Here is an 18,982-nt window from a genome sequence, read left to right as displayed (position 1 = left end):
GGTGCCGAGTTTCCCGCCGCCGGAACCGATGTTTCACGCGACTTATTGTGTCGTTCGCGCGAAACATCCCGAATTCGCTCAATCTCGCCTTCATGAATGTACGAATAAGGGTAATTGTACGGATTGGTCCGAATCTGCGGGGAATCTGCCTCCCTCGCACCAAACGAGTAACGGAAAACAAAGTGCTGCGACGTCCCACACGCACCGACGGCATTGCATTTACAAGGCGAGGTGGCCCGTTGCGGCCGCTCGTGTTGACGATGCTGGCGTGCGCGATTGGCGTGATCACGGCGGTCGGTTGCCAAACTCACCGCAATTTTTCCGAGACGGTTTATAACGACACCTCCTCGATCGATGCGATCATGCAGATGGTCGATGCCGGAGCCCCTGCGGTGACGTTTCCGGACGTCTCGGCCGCGCCCCGGACGGTACGCTCGATCGACGATTTCGCCACGCTGCAATATCGTGACATGTCGTTGCAAGAAACGATCCACACGGCGCTGCAGCACTCGCAAGTGATGCGAGATTTGGGGGCGACGATCCTGCGGGCTCCGCAAACCGTCGTCACCGATCAAACGAAATCGCTCGCCGAATTGGATCCGCAAACCAGCATCGAATCGGCGTTGGCTGCCTATGATGCTCAGTTCTATGCGCTTGGCAAATGGCAGAACAACGACCGCCGATTCAACAACCGTTTCTTTGGTGGCGGTGCCAACGCGTTTAAGCAAGACACGCACGACTATGTCTTTCAGTTGTCCAAGCGGACCGCGACCGGCGCCGAATTTGCCGTTCGTAATGTCATCGACTACGACGCCAACAATGCCACCGGCAATCTGACCGACAGTGCTTGGCAGAGTCAGATCCATGCCGAGATGCGGCAACCATTGATGCAAGGTGGCGGGCTGCAATTCAATCGTATCGCCGGTCCCGCGGCACAGCCTGGGATTTATGCAGGCGTTCTGATCGCGAAAGTTAACGATGACATCACCTCGGCAAAATTTCGCCAAGGGGCTCGCGATTACATTAGCAACGTGATCAATGCCTACTGGGATTTGTATTTCGCCTATCGCGACCTCGATTCCAAACGTGATGCTCTCGAACGGAGCCGCGAAACCTGGCAAAATTACGAGGCTCAGAAGTCAAGTAATCGAAAAGCTGGCGCCAGCGAAGCGTTTGCACGCGAACAGTACTTTCGTTTCCAAAGCGAATTGCAGGATGCGGTGGCGGGCAAGTTGATCCAGCGAACTCAGGTCAACAACTCGACATCCGGAGGCACGTTCGCAGGCCAAGGTGGTGTGTTGGCGTCCGAGCGACGACTGAGATTGTTGATCGGGTTGCCGCTCAGCGATGACGCTCTGATTCGTCCCAATGACGAACCGCTCAATGCACCGATGACGTTCGATTGGGACTCGATTTCCATTGAAGCTATTCGGCTCCGCAGTGAGCTGCAGCAACAGCGATTGCTTGTCAAACGACGTGAGATGGAAGCCCTCGCCGCCAAGAACTTTTTGATGCCGACACTCGATCTAGTGACGATCTACCGCGTCCGAGGATTGGATCAAGATCTGGCGGGCGATAACTCGGCGTTCAAACAACTTGGAACGCTGGACTATCAAGAGTACGAGGCAAGTTTGGAGCTGAAGCTGCCCGTTGGGTTTCGACAAGGCTACTTGGCGGTTCGCCATGCCAAGTCGCAATTGGCACGCGAAGTCGCGGTGCTCGAAGAACAGGAACGGCAGATTCTACACGATCTTGCCGCGGTGGTTGGCGAAAGCGACCGTGCGTTCACGCAGATGGAAACCAATCTGAACCGCTATCTCGCTGCACGCGATGCACTGCAGATCCTCGAGGCGAATCGTGCTGCTGGGTTGCCGGTCAACCTCGAGCAATTGCTCGATGCGCAGCGACGCGTCACCGAGGCTCAATCGCGATACTTTTTGTCGATGGTCGAATACACCGTGGCGGCCAAGAACGTTCAATTTGAAAAAGGAACGCTCTTGCAGACCGCCAATCTTTTCTTGGTCGACGAATCGACCTCGCCGGTCCTGTTGGCCGAGCCTCTGATCGAGTCGTCCAGCGAACCGGTCGACGCGTCGTAGACCGTGTGTTTGTAGCGGTGGGTGCGCGGATGATCGGGGGCTCTTTCTGCCGCTGACGCATGGGGGCTGCGAAACCATTGCATCCAAAAATGGCTGGCGGTCACAAAAATCGGCATCGTTTTAGTATATTGGCCACGCAGGCCAACGGCGGCGGACGCTGGCACGCTTGCCTTACCCCGCTAACCCCGGCCCGCCACGCCCGTCCTACCATGCCGCTTGGCCCGCCACGTCGGAGCCTTCCTACCTCGCGATTGACCCAAAATGATGTCATCCCATCCAGCGAAATTCTGTTTTATTTTTCTACTTACCCTGGCGTCCGTGCTTCCGGCGTATGGGGGGACAACCACGTGGGACGGAAAGTACGATACCAGCAAGATCGAAGTCACGATGGTCTACTTCGTCCCTGCAGATCGTCAAGCGTTGCCTGATTGGAAGGATCGTGTCCAGTACTATGCCCGCCGCTTGGAACAGTTCCACGCTCGCGAGTTTGGCGATCAATCCAAATTGACGATAGTCGTCCACCCCGAACCGTTTGTGTCAAAGAGCACGACCGAAACGCTTCGCGAAGGGGACGCAAACAAAATTTACTTCCGCACGTTAAGCGAAGTCGATCGGACGCTGGCATTCGCACAGGACAATCCCGAAGACCGAGACGCGTTTCCAATCCTGCTTGTGCTGAGCGAAATCAATTGGCGACCGCTGGACGACTTCTATCGCTTGCACCCTGAGGGCGGAAATTTGGTTTTTGAAGGCAACTTAAACCAAGGCCAGCACTTTCCCGGTGCAACTTCGGGTGGTGCCAGAGCCGCTTATCTTGCCAACCGCGGCGTCGGCTGGGGATTGGTCAGCGGCGATGGATGGCGGGTGCCCTATCGCGGAACCGATTGCGTGGTCTATCACGAAGGCTGTGGTCATACCGTTGGCTTGCCACACCCCGAACCCGGCAATGGATCGGTGATGAGCATGGGACAATACCGCGGTTGGATTAGCGAATCATGGATCGACAAAGACCAGAAAAGTCGGATGGGATGGGAGCCGGCGTCCCCAGAGTCACTCGAGAACCAAGGCGACGAACCGTCGTTAGCAGGTGAACTGTTTACACGTTTCCGCGCGATTCCCGAGCCGATGGTTCCCGCGCCCAACCAAGAAGTCGCACTGAAGTTGGATTGGCCCGAGGACGCGAACGTCAAATCGCTTCGCGTTCGCTATCAAACGGCAATCGACGCACCTTGGATCGATGTGCCTACCGTCATTTCCATCGCACAGCCAAAAACGGTTTCGCTTGGGCGTTTTGACCGTGAGATCCCCATCAGCTATCGCGTCGATGCCGAACTCCATTCGGGTGAAACCGCTGAGATCTGGGGGTATCTACAAGTAAGATCCGAAGCGAATCAGAATCCGCTGCCGCGAACGCTGTCGGATGATCTTTTTCAGGCACGCGCGTCCGTGACCCCGGACAGTTCTCAGAAATCAAAGGTCATCGACTCGTTTCCAGAGAACGCAGTCGATTTGCTGTCATTCGTCGATCCCACGAAAGCGTTTACCACCGGCCAATGGTCAAAACGCGATGGCAAACTGGAAAGCAGCAAAGGTTATGGCGTCCGTATCGAAGTGCCTTTCACGCCGCCAACCGAGTATCGAATCGTCGCGATCGTGGAACCTTTGGATCCGCCTGATGCCTTGTTGTTTGGATTGAAGGCGAGTGACAAGCGATTCGTAGCCTTATTTAATTATGGCAAAACGGGGGTTGCCAAGTCTGCGATCGAGAACATCGACAACAAGAATGTGGGCAACGAAACCACGTTCTCGGGCAACTTGTTCAAACAGAACCAAATGTCACAAGTGGTCGTGGAGGTGCGAGGTGAGCGAGTGCAGATGTCGGTCGATGGACATCGGATCGTGGATTGGCAAGGGGATGCCTCGCGTTTGTCGCTCTCGGATTACTGGGCGACTCCGAACGATCAAGCGTTGATGTTGGGAAGTTACGATTGCCGCTACCGTTTTCACCGCATCACGCTTGAGCCGATCCGTGGCGAAGGTAGAGAGCTCGCCCAAAGTAGCGGAGAAGCTGTCGTCCGCTAGAAACCAGGGCGATTCGTCTTGACTTCCGACGCAAAAATGAAGGACTGTCAGCCGAGACTGCATCTTACTTTAGAAAATCTGGATAAATTTCCGGAAAAAGGAGTTTGTCTCTGTGTCCTGTCGGTGGTTGATTATTGCATGGATGACGTTGTCTTGGTTTGCCCCGATTGCGACCGGAACGGTTGCAGCGCAGGGAGTGATTTCGTCAGGACCGAACGTGATCGTCAACAACTCCGGTTCGTTTGATCCCTATTCGGCTCAGGCGTCGGCGGGGGCGGGCAGTTCGTTCAGCGGCGGCAATTTGTTGTCGTTCCCTTCGGTCGGCGGGTTTGTGCCGAACATGCAGCAGCGAATTGCCGACCGTCTATGGATTCGCGGCGAATATCTGTACTGGGAAGCCTCGGGGATGGATACGCCTCCGTTGGCAACGACCAGCCCCGATGGCACGCCACAAGCCAGCGCAGGAATCCTGGGCGAATCAGGCACCACAGTGCTGTTTGGCAATGGTGAACTCAACGACGGCGGACACAGTGGGTTTCGTGGCAGAGCCGGATTTTGGATCACCCCGCAAGGCTCGTTTGCAATCGAAGGCGAATACTTTGGTCTATTCGGCGATGGCGATTCCTACGCCGCCGCAGGCGATGGGACGCCGATCTTGGCGCGGCCCTTTTTTGACACGACCACCAACCGCGAAGCTGCTCAATTGGTTTCCTACGGGAATGTTGTCAGTGGAGCACTGCGAATCGACTCGGATACGGACCTGCAATCGGCGATGGTCAATGTACGAGCCGCCTTGATGCCGACCTATATGGGGTACAACAGTGGCGAACCCGACCGAGTCGACTGGATCATTGGCTATCGCAATCTTCAACTCGAAGACCGATTGTCATTCTCGGAATCACTGTCGTCCCAAGTCGTTGGTGAACCGGACACGACCGTTCGAAGCGAACAATTTCATACCGAGAACCGGTTCAATGGACTGCAGCTAGGCATGATCCACCAAGCGACATTCGACCGCGCCTGGTTAGAATCAACGATGCGAGTCGCCGTCGGTACGAACAGCCAGCGAGTCAATATCTCGGGCTCCACCACCCTCACGGACAATGGCGTCGCCGAAAGTTATCCTGGAGGACTGCTGACCCAAACCAGCAACATTGGTTCGTATCGCGAGGATGAGTTTACGATGATCCCCGAGCTTGGCGTAACGCTAGGCGTTCGCGTCACCAGCTGGTTACATGCAACGGTCGGATATTCGCTGCTCTATTTTCCCAACGTCGTCCGCGCTGGGGATCAAATCGACCCCACCGTAAACTCGAATCTGATTCCTGAACCCAGCACACCCGTCACCGGTTCCCGTCGCCCGCAATATCGATTTGTCGAAACTGACTACTGGGCCCAAGGCATTCACTTCGGTGGCCAGCTACAGTTCTAAGTCGCAGGCTCAATTCGAAACGGCACAAAAAACGCCAGCATGGCGAAAGGAAGCTACAGAAAGATTGATGCAACTGGTTAATGCTCAGCACCCAAATGCAGCCTCCCAATTTTTCTGTCGCCCATTTTCCTGTTGTCTCCTGACCGTGTGATAATGCAATACTCGGCGAAGCATTTCAACGGAGTGCTGGGATGCATCGAGCCGCACTCCCCACTCGCGTTTGGTGATGTCAACCGACGTCGCTTTAACGATCCAGCCGCCTTCCGCCACAAAGCGGCTTGCCTTGAACATGGGCTCGGGATCAGGCTCGTTCCTCGCTGCTCCCCATACCATAAGAAGTTGTCGAACGCTTTACCGTGTCTTGTGTTGGACTTGCTCGCCGTGTACATCCGTCTTACCGATGTTGTTGATGCTACCGTGGGCGGAGATCTCATACTTGCCTAGGTCACCAATCTGCAAGCCGTTCAACCGCTCTGAATTGAGCGTCACATTAAACTTTGGGTTTCCAAAGAATTCGGGCGGCAGGAGGTCACGCCAGCTAACATCAGAGCCAAACTCCGCTGCGCGTTTCATAGCGTAGCGGATTGCCTCAAAACGGGCATCGATATCGGAAACGTTGACGGATGTCAAATTCGCTTGTGCTGGGTCAGTGTGATCTGTCATCCATTCTCTAGTCCGACAACGGGTTGTGTACGACTCGGTGTCGTACATTTCGGAGAGGAGACGCCACGCCGGAGACTCGCTTCTGATTGCCCTGATTCTATTTCATACTTACTGGCAATGTACGGTGGGTTGCCAATCAATTTAGTACGTAGGGATTGGTCTCGGGAAGCATCGCTTCATTGATCAATCAAGCACAGGTGAATTTACAGGAAGATGAGGGACAGGAAAATGGTCAGCCCCGCAAATGCAGCATCATCATTTTTCTGTCACCCATTTTCCGGTTTTCTCCTGACCGTGTGATAATGCAATACTCGGCGAAGCATTTCAACGGAGTGCTGCGATGCATCGAGCTGCACTCCCCACTCGCGTTTGGGCATGTCAACCGACGTCGCTTCAACGATCCAGCCACCTCCCGCCACAAAGTGGCTCGCCTTGAACATGGTTTTGGAATCTGGCTCGTCCCTTGCTGCCCTCGAACCCTAAGTCGTTGGACGCCGAACCGCCGATACGGTTACCAACCGAACAGGCGTGCAAAGAACCCACGCTTCGGTTGAACATTGGAGGGGATATCCGTTTCGTCCCAGCCACCATCGGCAGTCCGTGTCCATTTTTTCGGAACACCATCCAGCATGATTTCGGTACCCGCTCCGTGATCGACGAACTCAAGAAGTTCAGGGGCGAACCAATAGTCTTGGTCAAGTTCCTCGAAGTGAACGTTGATTGCGAAGTCGTCGGCAACCACACCGACAACGTCAACTCCCGTAACGGATGGAGTGGTGTGCCCGTAGACCGATCCAACCTGCCCGGCCACTCGAAGAGCCTCTGTGTCAGCGGTTGCGAGAACACGAACATTGTCGCCAAAGCCAATTGGTTGATCGGGCATAGGAAAGCCTGGGGCGGCGAACGGAGTTACGTACGACGCGGTGTCGTACTTTATCGGGGAGACTCCACGCTGGAGGCTCGTTTTTTGGTGATCTGATTGTAATCGTTCTCGGTTGGCGAGCTGTGGCTCGTTGCTGCACTGTCTTTCGGATTTGCAGAATCCGTTTTCAGTTGCACATGCTTTGCCGTTCGTTAAATACAGCGATTTTCACGACCATTTTCACGCTCGCCGGTGAAAAGGAAAGATGGCTTCGGCGAATGACTCGGCCGATGAGAAACGGCGTGCCGGGGCGACGTCAATCGATTGTCGGATTACTTTAGCAAGTGTTCGTGGCAGGTACGTGGCGAGGTCGATCGCGGCGTGCGTTTTCTCGGGCTGAAACACGATGTCCGGTTCTTCGCCGATTGCAAGTCGAAAAAGGCAGCATCCGCACGCGAATAGGTCGATCGCGGGAGTCGCAACGGATGCGTCCTCGCGTTCCTCGGGGGCAAGGTAGTGCTGAGCGGTGATCGCCGACCGATCATGCGTCATCGAACCCGAATCATTCTTTTGCGAGTCGATGGTGGGGGCAAAGTTACCGAGTTTGATTTGCAAATGGCGTCCTTCGCGATAGCCAAAAATATTCGACGGATGGATCCGGCGATGCACGACTTTATGTTGGTGGGCAAAATGAACCGCCTGCAAAAGGCGTGAGACGATCCAGGTTGCCGTTAGGATTCGTCGCTCGGGCGATTGGCCATCGATGGTGGCAAGTAGGTCCAGGCGGTCGACCGATTCCATCACCAAGAATGGTTGATCATCTTCGATTCCAAATTCGAGTGTTTTCAGAATACGAGGATGATCGAGACCCGCCAGCACTGCAGCTTGCTGAAAGAATGTGTTTTTAGCTTCGTCACTAGCCATCACATCCGCCTGAAAGACTTTGACGTAATAGGAGGCTTGCGTACGAGCATCTTTCGCCTTGAAAAGCGTCGATGTCCGGTCATAGGTGAGCGGACGTTGTAGCAGATACCCGCCCAAAGTCGGAACGTTCGTCTCTGTGTGCGATCGTTCAAAATCTTCGGGCTGCCAGGACGGTTGCAATTCCTGGGACGTGATCCGTGTTTGCAAGATCGACTGCGGTACCGATGGTCGGTTCGAATTCGCGGATTTGGGGGCGGACGGCGACGGTGAGGATTGATCACGCGTCCGCTCGGCCGAGTCCTCGACCGGGTCTTCCTGCGGTTCGCTTGGCGATGGGATCTTCACCGTGTCCAAGACTTCGCAGCGAATTTCGGTCTCGCCGACACCGAAACGATCTCCGTCGACCAGCGATGCGGCGACCAAACAAACGCCGTTGACCCACGTTCCGTTACTCGAGTGGTTGTCCGTTAACTGCACGCGAGGGGGCGTGATTTTCAAGAGCACGTGTTCACGCGAGAACGCTTTTTCGAGCGGCAGTTTTATCTGCGACGGGCTTTCGCGACCGATCATGATCGTGGCATCTTGAGCGAACGTCCACGAGTCGCCGGCGTGAGGCCCCTGGATCACTCGCAGTCGGACTTGGACGCGAGGCTTCGCGTCAGATGGACCCGCGGGGTGGATCAAGATGGTTTCGTCGCTCATCGGTTCATTGCAGTGCGGAGTTGCCAGCGATTATTCGGCGTTCGCATTGGCGTTCGGTGCGTCCTGTTGCTGGGCATCGGGCTGTGGCGGCTTTGGCACTGGTTCATCGCGAACCTGTTTCGCCAAATCCATGTTGACCATTGCATCGGTGATCCATTCTTCATTCGGATTGATTTCCAATCGGGCCAACAGTTCGCGAAATTGGGGAGCCAATTGATCGTAAACAAATTCGGTCCCCGGTTTGGCTTTCCCAAATTCGATTCCATTTTGCAGCATGAATTTGCTGAGGGTGGCGATGTTGCGGTGTTCCGGTGGATAAGCATCGGTATAGGCTTGTCGCTGGATCGCATTCACATCGGTGTCAGCTGCTTGCGTCACGGTTTGATTGACTCGGCGAAGAAATGTTTCGGCATCGTTAATCCGACGCCACTGGGCAAGCGACAGACCTTTGCGTTGATTGGGAGGGTAGCGATGATAGAATTTCGAAGATATGGACTCAAACGCAGATGTGAATTTCTCGGAAACCTCAAATTGTTGTTCGGGAGTCAATTCGCGACTCAGCATTTGTTCCCCCAGTTCCGTCATGGCATCACGCTCGGCAGCGAATTCGGAATTCCGAAACAAAAACGGCCACGTGGTGAACAATTGCGGCAGTGGGCTAGTCAGCGAGACGGCGATGGGGCCTCCGGACGAAGACGTTTGCACCTGTATCGCCTCAAGCGTCTGGTCGTCCAGTAAAGCTAAATTGGCCGAGATTCCGGGCGACATATCACCCCCGGAAAGAAAGCCACTTTGCTGAGCATTGATTTGGTCGAGTAAGAAGTTAAACAGGTTGCCGGTACGCACGGCATATTTCGAGTTCGCTGGGTCGCTGAAGGCGCGGTCAAGTAGCGATGCCATCCGAGCTCGTTGCTCGACCATCGGTTTGCGACGGTTTTCGATGTCCGCGGCAAGTTTGTTCCACTTGCGAACGTCATACTCCTCCTGCATGTTCCAATAGTTCTGCATGACTTTGAGTTTCAAGTCGACTTTCTTCGAAGCCGCCTCGACCAATTTGATTTCTGATTTTGCGAACAACAATCGAGCTTCCGCGAGGCTTCGAGTTCGCTCCGCGTCCGCTTTTAACAAGTTTGCTTGAGCATTGACGCGGTTGCTAATCGTGTCGCTGGAATTGTTGCGGATCACGATTTGGGCCGTTGCCACCGAGGACGTTAGCAACAATGCAGGTCCAACAAGACAAATGAAAAGCATGAATCGCATGTGCAAAATTCCCTAAGGAGTGGACTTGGACTTGACCGGGATCGAAGCGGCGATTGTTTGCGGCGTGACCACCTCGAGTATAACCGCTGAGTCTTCGTCGGGCGGAGACTGAAAAACTACCAACCCCAATAATGTGGCGTTACGCACGACCGGGGCCCCAAGCAGGTTCCGCCCCTGGACCTCGTTAGCTGTCGCTCGGATACGCAGCGCACCGGCTACCCCGTCGTACTCGGGGTCTTGCCCGAGCACACGTAACGCGATCCGGTGCAAGTTCGTTTTTTCGCTTGAGTCAAAGAAGGGATCCTCCTGATCAAACCCCGTGTCCAACAGATCGACGGCTAAAACCGGTCGGACAGATCGGTCGTTTTCGGTCGACGCATTTTGGATCGACACGCGGTCAACTGACATATTGACGACGGATCGGGCGATTTTTAACCAACCGACATCGGCGGACGTGGCGGCGGTCATCGCCAAATTGACAAGCCGAGCGGCTTGATCAAGCGAGGGATCGGCAAGTTTCGACGCCTCTCCACTGTTGGTGGCGGCCTCGTGTTGCGTCATGTACTGCTGGCGAAGCAAGTCCGCAGTTTGCACCCGTTTTTCAAATTCGGGAAGCACGCCCGAGGCAGTGATCGCGTACTCTTGCATCGTCGCAAGGTGCACCACTTTGGGGTGCGAATATCCGTTTTGTTGCATCTTCGTCAGGGCGTGCACAATCGAGCCCGTGGTGGACAATATCTGATCGTCGGTGGCGATCGCAGTGCCGAGCCGAAAATAGCTGTGCGTTTCATCGTTTAGAATCAACACCCAATAGACACAATCATCGATGGTGGCGGATGCCGTCGATGCGGTGTTTCGCGCCGGTTCACTCGGGGGCATCAGCTCACTCGATTGCATCGATTCACTCGGTGGCATCGTGCCGACGTTATCGGAGACCGGTTCGGCGGAAGGCGAGGGTGTTTCGGGATCGGCGTTCGGTATCGTCTCGGATTGTTCCGCTGAACGAGGCGTTTGTTGCACCGCAACGCTCGGTTTCACTGCAACGCTTTGCGACGCAGGTAGCGGGGGCGTATCCGATGGTGACGCCGTAAGCAGGTAGATCGTCCACAGGACGGCCAGCATCAACCCAATCCAGGTCGATGCAAGAATCCAAGTCGGTCGACGGATCGGTTCGGCGATGGGGGGCGACGGCAGTCGGCTAGCAGTCCACGTTTCGTCCGCGGGAACCGTCCTTGTTGCCCCAAAGAATCTTTTTGAATCGATCGGTCGAGATCCGAAGTAAACCGGGCGATTCGGATTCAACAAGCAAGCCTCGACGTGTTTCGAAAAATCCGCATCCACATACAAGCCATTGCGGCTGTGGGTGTCTCGCAGCACACGAGTCCCGCCGCTGCCCACGATCAAGATCGCATGTCGCCCTGAGATTTCGGGATAATCCAAAATCAGATCACAATCCGACGCACGACCGACCGTCAACACGGCCGCAGCGTCCTGTTCACACGGCCACGGCAATGAGATTGATTGCGTCAAATAAACGCGATCGCTGGCGACGATCCGTTGTGGTTGATCAGTGAATTGAAGTCCCGAGCGATGCTTCGCGAATCCCACGCGGCCTTGACGCGGTAGCACGGTGAAAATGCCCGCTTCATAACGAAGTTCGCAGTGCAGTGGTTTGACATCCGCATCGGTCACCACCACGCTACAGTCGCGGTCGCTGCCGATTGTCCACGTCAATCGTTGGTGATGAGTCATCGAATCATCCTCGGTGAATCGAAGCTGCCAGTGTCGAGATTGGGCAAGCGAAACACAAAACGCTGTTCCCCGAGGATAAAACGGGATTCCGAAGCCAGCGTCACGGAGTTGATTCGATGCCAAATTCCGTTGCGACTTTGTTGATCTTCGAGAATCCAGCCTTGATCGGTTTCGTACAGCTCGGCATGAAGCGGATTGATCGTGGGATGGGGCAAGATGATATCTGCCGCCGATTCATCGCGGCCGATCTGAAGGCGTTTGCCGAGTGGAATGTGGATGGCCGGCGAGGAGCTGCCGATTGGGGCGATTTGAAACGATGGTGGATCCCGCTGTGACCGTTCCCAGCGGCAACTGACACCACCGATCATGAACGAGTCGTCTTCAGCAAGGTGAATGATCGGTTTGTATACATAGGTGCCGTTGGTGCTCTGTTGATCGACCAATTGCCAAACACAACCTCCGCGACCATCGCTGGTTCGCTGGATTTTCGCGTGCAAAGACGAAATGTCGGCATCGTTGGCAAAGCACCAATCGGCGTGACGTCGACCAAGTATCGTTTCGGCCTTTCGCAACCTCAGCACTTCGCCTTCGGTTTCACTGTCATCATCCAGCGCGATCAGCAGCGGTGTTGGCACACGGCGCTCAGGAGAAAGCGGGTGAACGTCTGTGTCGTTGGATGAGCTCGTGCTGTTGGCCAAGCCGGGGACGTTGGCCAAGCCAGGAGCGTTCGCCAAGTTCGGGCCATTGTTGACATGGAAATCAACCGCCGTCATCTGAGCATCAACGGTTCCGCATGCGGCGCACCTCTGCCCAAGCTCGATCCAGCGTTTGCACTTTGGACAGACAGGCATGGCGAAACTCGCAGGAACAGCGGAACGAGACGACGTCGAGCTGGACTTCGTCGGGGAAGCCCGGATTCGATCGTGTCGCATAGAAAAGGGGGAGCGGTAAACCAAAGGTCATGCACACGCGTGATGCCTCGGTTAGACTACGATGATGTTAGTTTAACCCTCAGCGGCGATGGCGTGGGGGACAAACGAATCCTCGTTCCATTTCCTTTTTCCGGGTTTTGAGAAAGAAGTCCCTTCAAATTCGTTGGCTCGCTGACCAAATGCGTACAGCGGTCTTGATTTTGCAAGCGAGCGAACGACGGCACTTTTCACCGTAATTGAGGCGATGCTTTGGCGATCGAGCTTCAAACCGAATGCCCGGCCTGCGAAACGTTCTCGCTGATTGACGCCTCGCTGCTAGGAAAAAAGGTAGGCTGCCCGAGCTGTCACCGGTCGTTTTACGCCAATCGGGCTCGTCCTGCCGCCGCGGGTCAGACCATGGCGGCGGTCGTGACACCGCCAGCGAAAACATCTGCAGCAAAACATTCGGATGACCAAACGCGAACGTCGCCATCGTTGGACCCAGCGGCTGAATCCGCGAAGCGACTAGGCCATTACCAGCTTCGCCGCATCATCGGTGAAGGCGCCTTCGGCACGGTGTGGCTTTGCAGCGACACGCACACGTCGCGGAGCGTCGCGGTCAAACTGCTGCACTTCGACGCGAGTGACCGAAAGCGAGCGGCGCGGTTCCTCACCGAGGCGCGAGCCGCGGCCTCGCTGCGTCATCCCAATATCGTCGCGGTACTGAACGCCGGTCGCGTCGAAAGGCGACACTTTATCGCAACGGAATATGTACAAGGCCCAACGTTGGAGGAGTTTGCGGCCGCTCAAACGCCGTCGCAACACGAGGCTGCGGATTGTATTCGTAAACTGGCATTGGCACTCGACTATGCTCACCGTCACGGCATTGTGCACCGCGATGTCAAGCCGCTCAATATTATCATCGACACCAAACGCGAGCCTCAGCTATTGGACTTCGGTCTGGCCAAGCGACTCGATTTCGATTCCGCGTTGACGATCGACGGTTCGGTGTTGGGAACGCCCGCCTACATGCCGCCCGAGCAAGCTCGAGGCGACATTGCCGCGATCGGTCCGGCGACCGATCAATATTCGCTTGCCGCTTGTTTGTACTTTTTGCTTACCGGGCAATCGCCGTTTGTGGGGAATGCTGCGGAGGTGTTACAGATGGCGATCCACAGTGCACCGACGCCGATTTTGCAGTTGAATCCGCAAGCCGATGCGAACCTCGTTGCGATTTGTCAGCGTGCGATGGCCTACGATCCCGCCAAACGCTATGCAAACTGCAGCGAATTCGCTCATGAGTTGCAGCTTTTTCTAGCGGGGTTGCCGGTACAGGCGAGACCGATTTCGGTACGTGAACGCGTGACTCGGTGGTGCCATCGCCATCCCGCCGAAGCCAAGTTTTCCGCTGCCGTCGTAATCGTATTGATGCTCGGCGTTCTCATTAGTAGCGTCGGTTGGTTATCGGCACGACGAGCGATGGCGGAAGCGACGCAGCGAGAAAAGGACGCTGCCAAGCTTGTCGCGCAGCGTCAACAAGTGCAATCCGATTTGCAGCAGCGATTGAGTGAGATCGAAGCGGCGACGCGGCGGGCACAAGCAGCCAAGACCATGGCTGAGAAACAACGAGCTGCCTTTGAAATCGAATCTCAAAAATTGAAACATGCGATTGAGCAAACCCAGCGGAACACTGCGTTGGTGATCGAAACCACCGAATCGCTCAAAGCAGAAGAAGCCAAGATTGAAGAATTGCATCAAGAGATCGCAGGAACCGCGTCTGCCGTTTCGCAAACCAAGCAGGCGTTGGTTCATCTGCGTTTGCAGAGCGAAGCTGACAAATTATTGAAAGAACGGCTGCATCGGGTGCGTCAGTCGATTGAGTCGGAAAACTTTGACGAAGCGAAGCGTCGTTTGCAGGAGATCCCCGCGTCGCTGCACGGATGGGAAACGCATGTCTTGGCTTCGCTTGTCCAACAACAGCAGTCGGCAATCCCGGTTCGTTCGATCGACCTGTCGCCCTTCGGAAACGATTTTGGAGCCCAGGAATGGCAATGGGGCGAAACCGATTCGCCCGACAAATTCGTGTTGTTTCGCGCCGGATCACCAACCGCAACCCAGTTGTTGATGATTGACTTGGCGACCGCCACCGTGTCCGAGCTCGGCGAGATTCGATCGGTCCGCCAGGTTTGTTATAGCGGACAACACGATTCGATCACGTTCGGATTGGGCGTGCAGACGATGCACTGGAACACGGTCGTCAACCAAGAACCGTTCGATACATTGCTGTACTCGGTCGCTCCACCGACGCAATCGATTTGGCAGCTCCAGCAAACGATCGTGCATCCACGCCATGGGATTGTCTACGCCATCGCCGCAGCTTTGCATGCGAATTGGTACTCTCGATCGAGCAATCCGAATCTTCATCGATCCGCGGCGAGACTGCAGCGGATGAGGCAAGCCGAGGAGAAACATCGATTAGTCGAACAAGTGGTCGAGCGTCACGCGGAGGAATGGTTTGAACCATTCCGCTTGATACGCATGAATGGCGACCGTACTGGAGTGATCTGGGACCGACAGCATGACGCCTATGTCAACGCTGCGTTAAAGCGGTTTCTCAACGACCGAGCTGACACGTGGTTCTCGGCAGAGATTGATTTGATCCAGGCTCCATCAATCAGCGACGTCTATTCCGCGACGGGAATACACCATCTTGCCATGACGGCAACCTACCAAATTGGATTCCGCCCTCCACCACGCCCCGGATTGCCAATCCGGCGTCCGACTCATGAAATCATGACCGTCGTGGTTCCAATTTCGAACGTGGATGCCGACAAGATCCTGCCTACTCAAATCTACGTCACCAGCGACCAGTGGTGGGCCGTTAACGGAGCAGCGATCAAGGGAATGAGCCGCAGGGCGGCATCGATTTTGCCAACATCCGAGAACGCACGGTCGACCTGGATCGTCCCAGCGGAGATGGCCGAACCGATGGACGAGGGGATCATGCAGCGTGCCAACCGCAACCGCGTCGGCAACAGCGTATTGGTGCGTGATTCCACAACCGTCAACAGTTTGCGAGGTCCACTGGTTTGGCGATCCGAAGTGGCTGTCAATCCAATTCCGTCGCAACTCCGCTGGATTACTTGTTATGCCGATGGTGGGCAATTGATGTTTGGTGAAATCGGGAAGGACGACTTTCATGCGATTGCATCACTCCAGCATGTAGACGATCCACGATCGATGCAGTTGACAGCCGAGGCTCGTTATCTAATTCGCAAGAATCCCACCTCGATCGAGTTTATCGATTTGGATCACGTCGTTCCGATGACGCGGCTCGATGTGGAAGACCATCAGAAGGCCGAGGTGGCACCATGAGCCAGGTCACAAAGATCGAGTTGCCGTCACGATTCAAGTTCAATCGCACATTGGGAACGGGGCGAAGGGGCCATGTTGTTTTGGCCATCGATCAGGAATTGCATCGTGAAGTCGCAATCAAGCTGATTCCGATTCCGTCATCGCACACGGATTCGGTGGCAGAGAGTGGCCACGACAATGCCGATCCTCGAGGACGTGCACGACGCGAAGTCGATTTGGCGTGTCGGCTGCGGCATCCAAACATCGTCGCGGCGTATGATTTTTTCGAGACGCAAACGGCAATGGGATTGGTGCAGCAAGCGGTTTGCGGAGGTGATTGGACAAGTGATGCGACTCGTTTGGGCGAACGTGAACAAGTACTGCGGCTCCGCAAACTGGCTTTAGCGATCGACTACATCCATGAACAAGGCTGGGCTCATGGTGATATCAAGCCCGAGAATGTGTTGGTCGATGCCGAGGGGGAACCGTACCTGTGTGATTTCGGTAGCGCCGTTCCGCTATCCGATTGCGACACCTTGGAGCGTGAATGTGACGCGGATTCCCATTCGGTCGAGATCAATGGGACGCCTGCCTACATGGCGCCCGAGTGTGCGTCGGGACGATCACCTGCCACCGTGTCAGCGGACGTCTACTCGATGGGGATATTGTTGATCGATCGGTTGACGGGGCGGTGTCCTTTTGACGGGCCACCTGCAGCGATTCTTGACGCAGTCATCCATCGCGGCCCGCCGCCACTCGTTTCGCTGAGGTTTTATCGCAATCCGCGGATGCAGGCCATTGTCGACAAGGCAACTTGCCGTGACCCACGCGATCGCTATCGGTCGGCAGCGGCATTTGCCAAGGATTTGACTCACTATTTAGAGAACCGTCCGTTGGTGGCCAGAGCACCGGGCCCCTGGGAACGTTGGCGATTGTGGGGTAAACGCAATCCGATGATGCAGGGATTGTGTGCAGTGTTTGTCTCGGTATTGCTAATGGCGATTTTGTTGGTGACTGCCAATTGGCGATCCGCCGCCATGCAAAGCCAGCGACTAATTCAAAGCGAAGCACAGCTGATCGAAGAATTCAATTCGCTGCGACAGAGCGAAAAGCAACTCACGGAATTGATCGAGACGCTGCGGCGGCGGCAAGCGGCGGTCCAACACGCCGAATCGCTGGCCATTCGCTTGCGAAACGATGCCGAGGCGACGCAGGTCGAACGGTTGGCTTTGGTTGAAAAGTCAAAGAAGCTCGAAGCCGATGCCAACCAGAAAATGCATGCGCTGCAGATGTCGATCGCGAAAACGAAAGCCGCCAACATTCAATTGCAGTCGCTCAGCGAGCAATCAAGTGTCGAGCAATCGCGATTGCAAAGCTTTGCTCGGCAAGTTGCTGCTAACGAGAGCCACGAAGCGATTGAAGCCGCCATCGCAGCCATGAAGGATTCGGATTGGGACCAGATGGAACAATCGCTTTGGACGGTCCACGAGGATTTTCGTGGGTTCTTGTATCACCATCTTGCCTTGATCGCTTTTCATGGCAGTACGACGCCGCGTGCTCAGACGTTTAATGTTCCCATCCGCGTTGAAAAAATGGTCTTGGGTTCGAATGCAGCCACCTTGGTCGCCCTTTCAAGAGAGGGCCGTGGATTTTGGATCGACACCGTACGGCACCGGATTTTGTCGCTGAGTGCACCTGCGGACATTCGCGATGCCCGGCCGGATGTCGCGGCCGCCGCAATGTCCAGCGACGGAAGCGACATCGTAATCGCTTGGGACCAGAGGGACAACTCTCGACGAATCGCGACCTACCATGTTGCAAAGGATCGAGTGCGTCAGGAGGATGAACGCTCGATTCCACACAACGTCCACGCATTTCGTTTTGCCGGTAAAAAGGCTTATGCGTTGGTGTCATCGGATCGCGGCGAGACGATTGGGGTGTGGGATCTGCAATCCGAAAACTTTGTTTGGCAATCGGAACGATCGGAAAACGAATCCAATAGCGACGGCTCTCGGCAAGTCTTGTTGTTGGAAACGCAATGCGATCGCGAGACGACGTTGACGTTCGCAATTTTATCGGGCAGTCCGACGGCGTTGCTCGAGATTGTCTGCATCGACTTTCGCTCGCAAATGTCGTTGCCGACCGTCGAGACATTTGAGCTTGGAATGATCGATACCGAATGGAAATTAACTTCGTTATCGTTTTGTAATGGCACGGCGATTGGGACGGTCAAAGAGCAAGGCAATTCGGCCGAACCGGCGTCACTGCTTCGTCGCGATTTGCAAGCGATCGTGAATCGGAATCACACCATGCTGATTCGATTGACGCGGACCGCTGATGGCGCGGGGGTCCGTGCATTCCCGCTCGATCACCAAGATCCGACGGAGATGGAAGCCGGATCGAGGTCGATGCGGAAGGACCAGAAATACAGCTTCGTTTTTCCGGACTCCACGGCGCGTCGTCTGGTTGGCTTTGACACGGATGAACTCGAAATATGGTCGATAGAAGAGCCCGAGGGTGAGGCGGTTCCTCATTTGGTGCCGCTGCACACGGTGCCACTGATGCCCTCGATTCGGCACGCACGAGGGATGTTTACCGCCGACCGGTCTCATTTCGTCGAGTATCGCCATCCGAAAATTGTCGTGCATCCGCTGCAGCACCGGCCGATTCGCAATGAAGTTGCGTTAGAGGATTTTGTGGCCGAACTTCGCGAGTTCAGCGGCCGCAATAACTTCGATGCGATGCTCCGACACGAATAGGCAACACGAATAGAAAAACGTCGCGTTTCGACCCGCCAACGGGGATCGCGGCCTGCGGCAGAGACCGCTGCGAGGGTGATGGTCGGATGCGAGCTCTTTTGCCCTGAAAATGGCAGGGATTTGTAGCCGAAATCCAATCTCTTATCGATAATATTAGGGAGGTCACGGTCCCGGTAATCACG

11 protein-coding genes are annotated in these 18,982 nt (G+C 55.4%); 5 read left to right on the top strand and 6 right to left on the bottom strand.

Annotated elements, in window-relative coordinates; all coding sequences use genetic code 11:
* Positions 1–260 precede the first annotated feature (260 nt).
* The 3 genes from ABEA92_RS11085 (at position 261) to ABEA92_RS11075 (ending at position 5,613) form a co-directional block, all read left to right on the top strand.
* Positions 261–2,099, top strand: coding sequence for a TolC family protein (locus tag ABEA92_RS11085; protein WP_345684037.1), 1,839 nt, complete (start codon positions 261–263; stop codon positions 2,097–2,099).
* A gap of 261 nt (positions 2,100–2,360) precedes the next feature.
* A complete protein-coding gene (locus ABEA92_RS11080) occupies positions 2,361–4,181 on the top strand; it encodes a hypothetical protein (RefSeq protein ID WP_345683888.1) in 1,821 nt (606 codons plus the stop codon).
* 148 nt (positions 4,182–4,329) lie between these two features.
* A complete protein-coding gene (locus ABEA92_RS11075; protein WP_345683887.1) occupies positions 4,330–5,613 on the top strand; it encodes a BBP7 family outer membrane beta-barrel protein in 1,284 nt (427 codons plus the stop codon).
* 351 nt (positions 5,614–5,964) lie between these two features.
* Here ABEA92_RS11075 and ABEA92_RS11070 read toward each other — a convergent pair whose 3' ends face one another.
* The 6 genes from ABEA92_RS11070 to ABEA92_RS11045 form a co-directional block, all read right to left on the bottom strand.
* Positions 5,965–6,276, bottom strand: coding sequence for a hypothetical protein (locus ABEA92_RS11070; protein ID WP_345683886.1), 312 nt, complete (start codon positions 6,274–6,276; stop codon positions 5,965–5,967).
* Positions 6,277–6,787: 511 nt separating this feature from the next.
* A complete protein-coding gene (locus ABEA92_RS11065; RefSeq protein ID WP_345683885.1) occupies positions 6,788–7,159 on the bottom strand; it encodes a hypothetical protein in 372 nt (123 codons plus the stop codon).
* A gap of 219 nt (positions 7,160–7,378) precedes the next feature.
* The gene (locus ABEA92_RS11060) at positions 7,379–8,764 is read right to left on the bottom strand and encodes a protein kinase domain-containing protein (protein WP_345683884.1); all 1,386 of its coding nucleotides are present in this window, start codon (positions 8,762–8,764) and stop codon (positions 7,379–7,381) included.
* Positions 8,765–8,794: 30 nt separating this feature from the next.
* On the bottom strand, positions 8,795–10,024 hold the full coding sequence (locus ABEA92_RS11055; protein WP_345683883.1) for a hypothetical protein: 1,230 nt from the start codon (positions 10,022–10,024) through the stop codon (positions 8,795–8,797).
* A 12-nt stretch (positions 10,025–10,036) separates the two neighbouring features.
* Complete coding sequence (locus ABEA92_RS11050) at positions 10,037–11,776, bottom strand: FHA domain-containing protein (protein ID WP_345683882.1); 1,740 nt, start codon at positions 11,774–11,776, stop codon at positions 10,037–10,039.
* Positions 11,773–12,627 carry an FHA domain-containing protein gene (locus ABEA92_RS11045; RefSeq protein ID WP_345683881.1) on the bottom strand — a complete coding sequence of 285 codons (855 nt, stop codon included), beginning with the start codon at positions 12,625–12,627 and terminating at the stop codon, positions 11,773–11,775. The genes ABEA92_RS11050 and ABEA92_RS11045 overlap by 4 nt, the downstream gene beginning before the upstream one ends.
* Before the next feature lie 330 nt (positions 12,628–12,957).
* Here ABEA92_RS11045 and ABEA92_RS11040 point away from each other — a divergent pair, with 330 nt between their 5' ends.
* Together ABEA92_RS11040 and ABEA92_RS11035 are read left to right on the top strand one after the other, a co-directional pair.
* A complete protein-coding gene (locus ABEA92_RS11040) occupies positions 12,958–16,062 on the top strand; it encodes a protein kinase domain-containing protein (protein WP_345683880.1) in 3,105 nt (1,034 codons plus the stop codon).
* On the top strand, positions 16,059–18,800 hold the full coding sequence (locus tag ABEA92_RS11035) for a serine/threonine protein kinase (RefSeq protein WP_345683879.1): 2,742 nt from the start codon (positions 16,059–16,061) through the stop codon (positions 18,798–18,800). The genes ABEA92_RS11040 and ABEA92_RS11035 overlap by 4 nt, the downstream gene beginning before the upstream one ends.
* Positions 18,801–18,982: the final 182 nt, after the last annotated feature.

Origin of the sequence: Novipirellula caenicola (assembly GCF_039545035.1) — a bacterium.
Lineage (GTDB): Bacteria > Planctomycetota > Planctomycetia > Pirellulales > Pirellulaceae > Novipirellula > Novipirellula caenicola.
The sequence above is the reverse complement of the archived record's forward strand: the minus strand, read 5'-3'. Positions and strand labels throughout refer to the sequence as shown.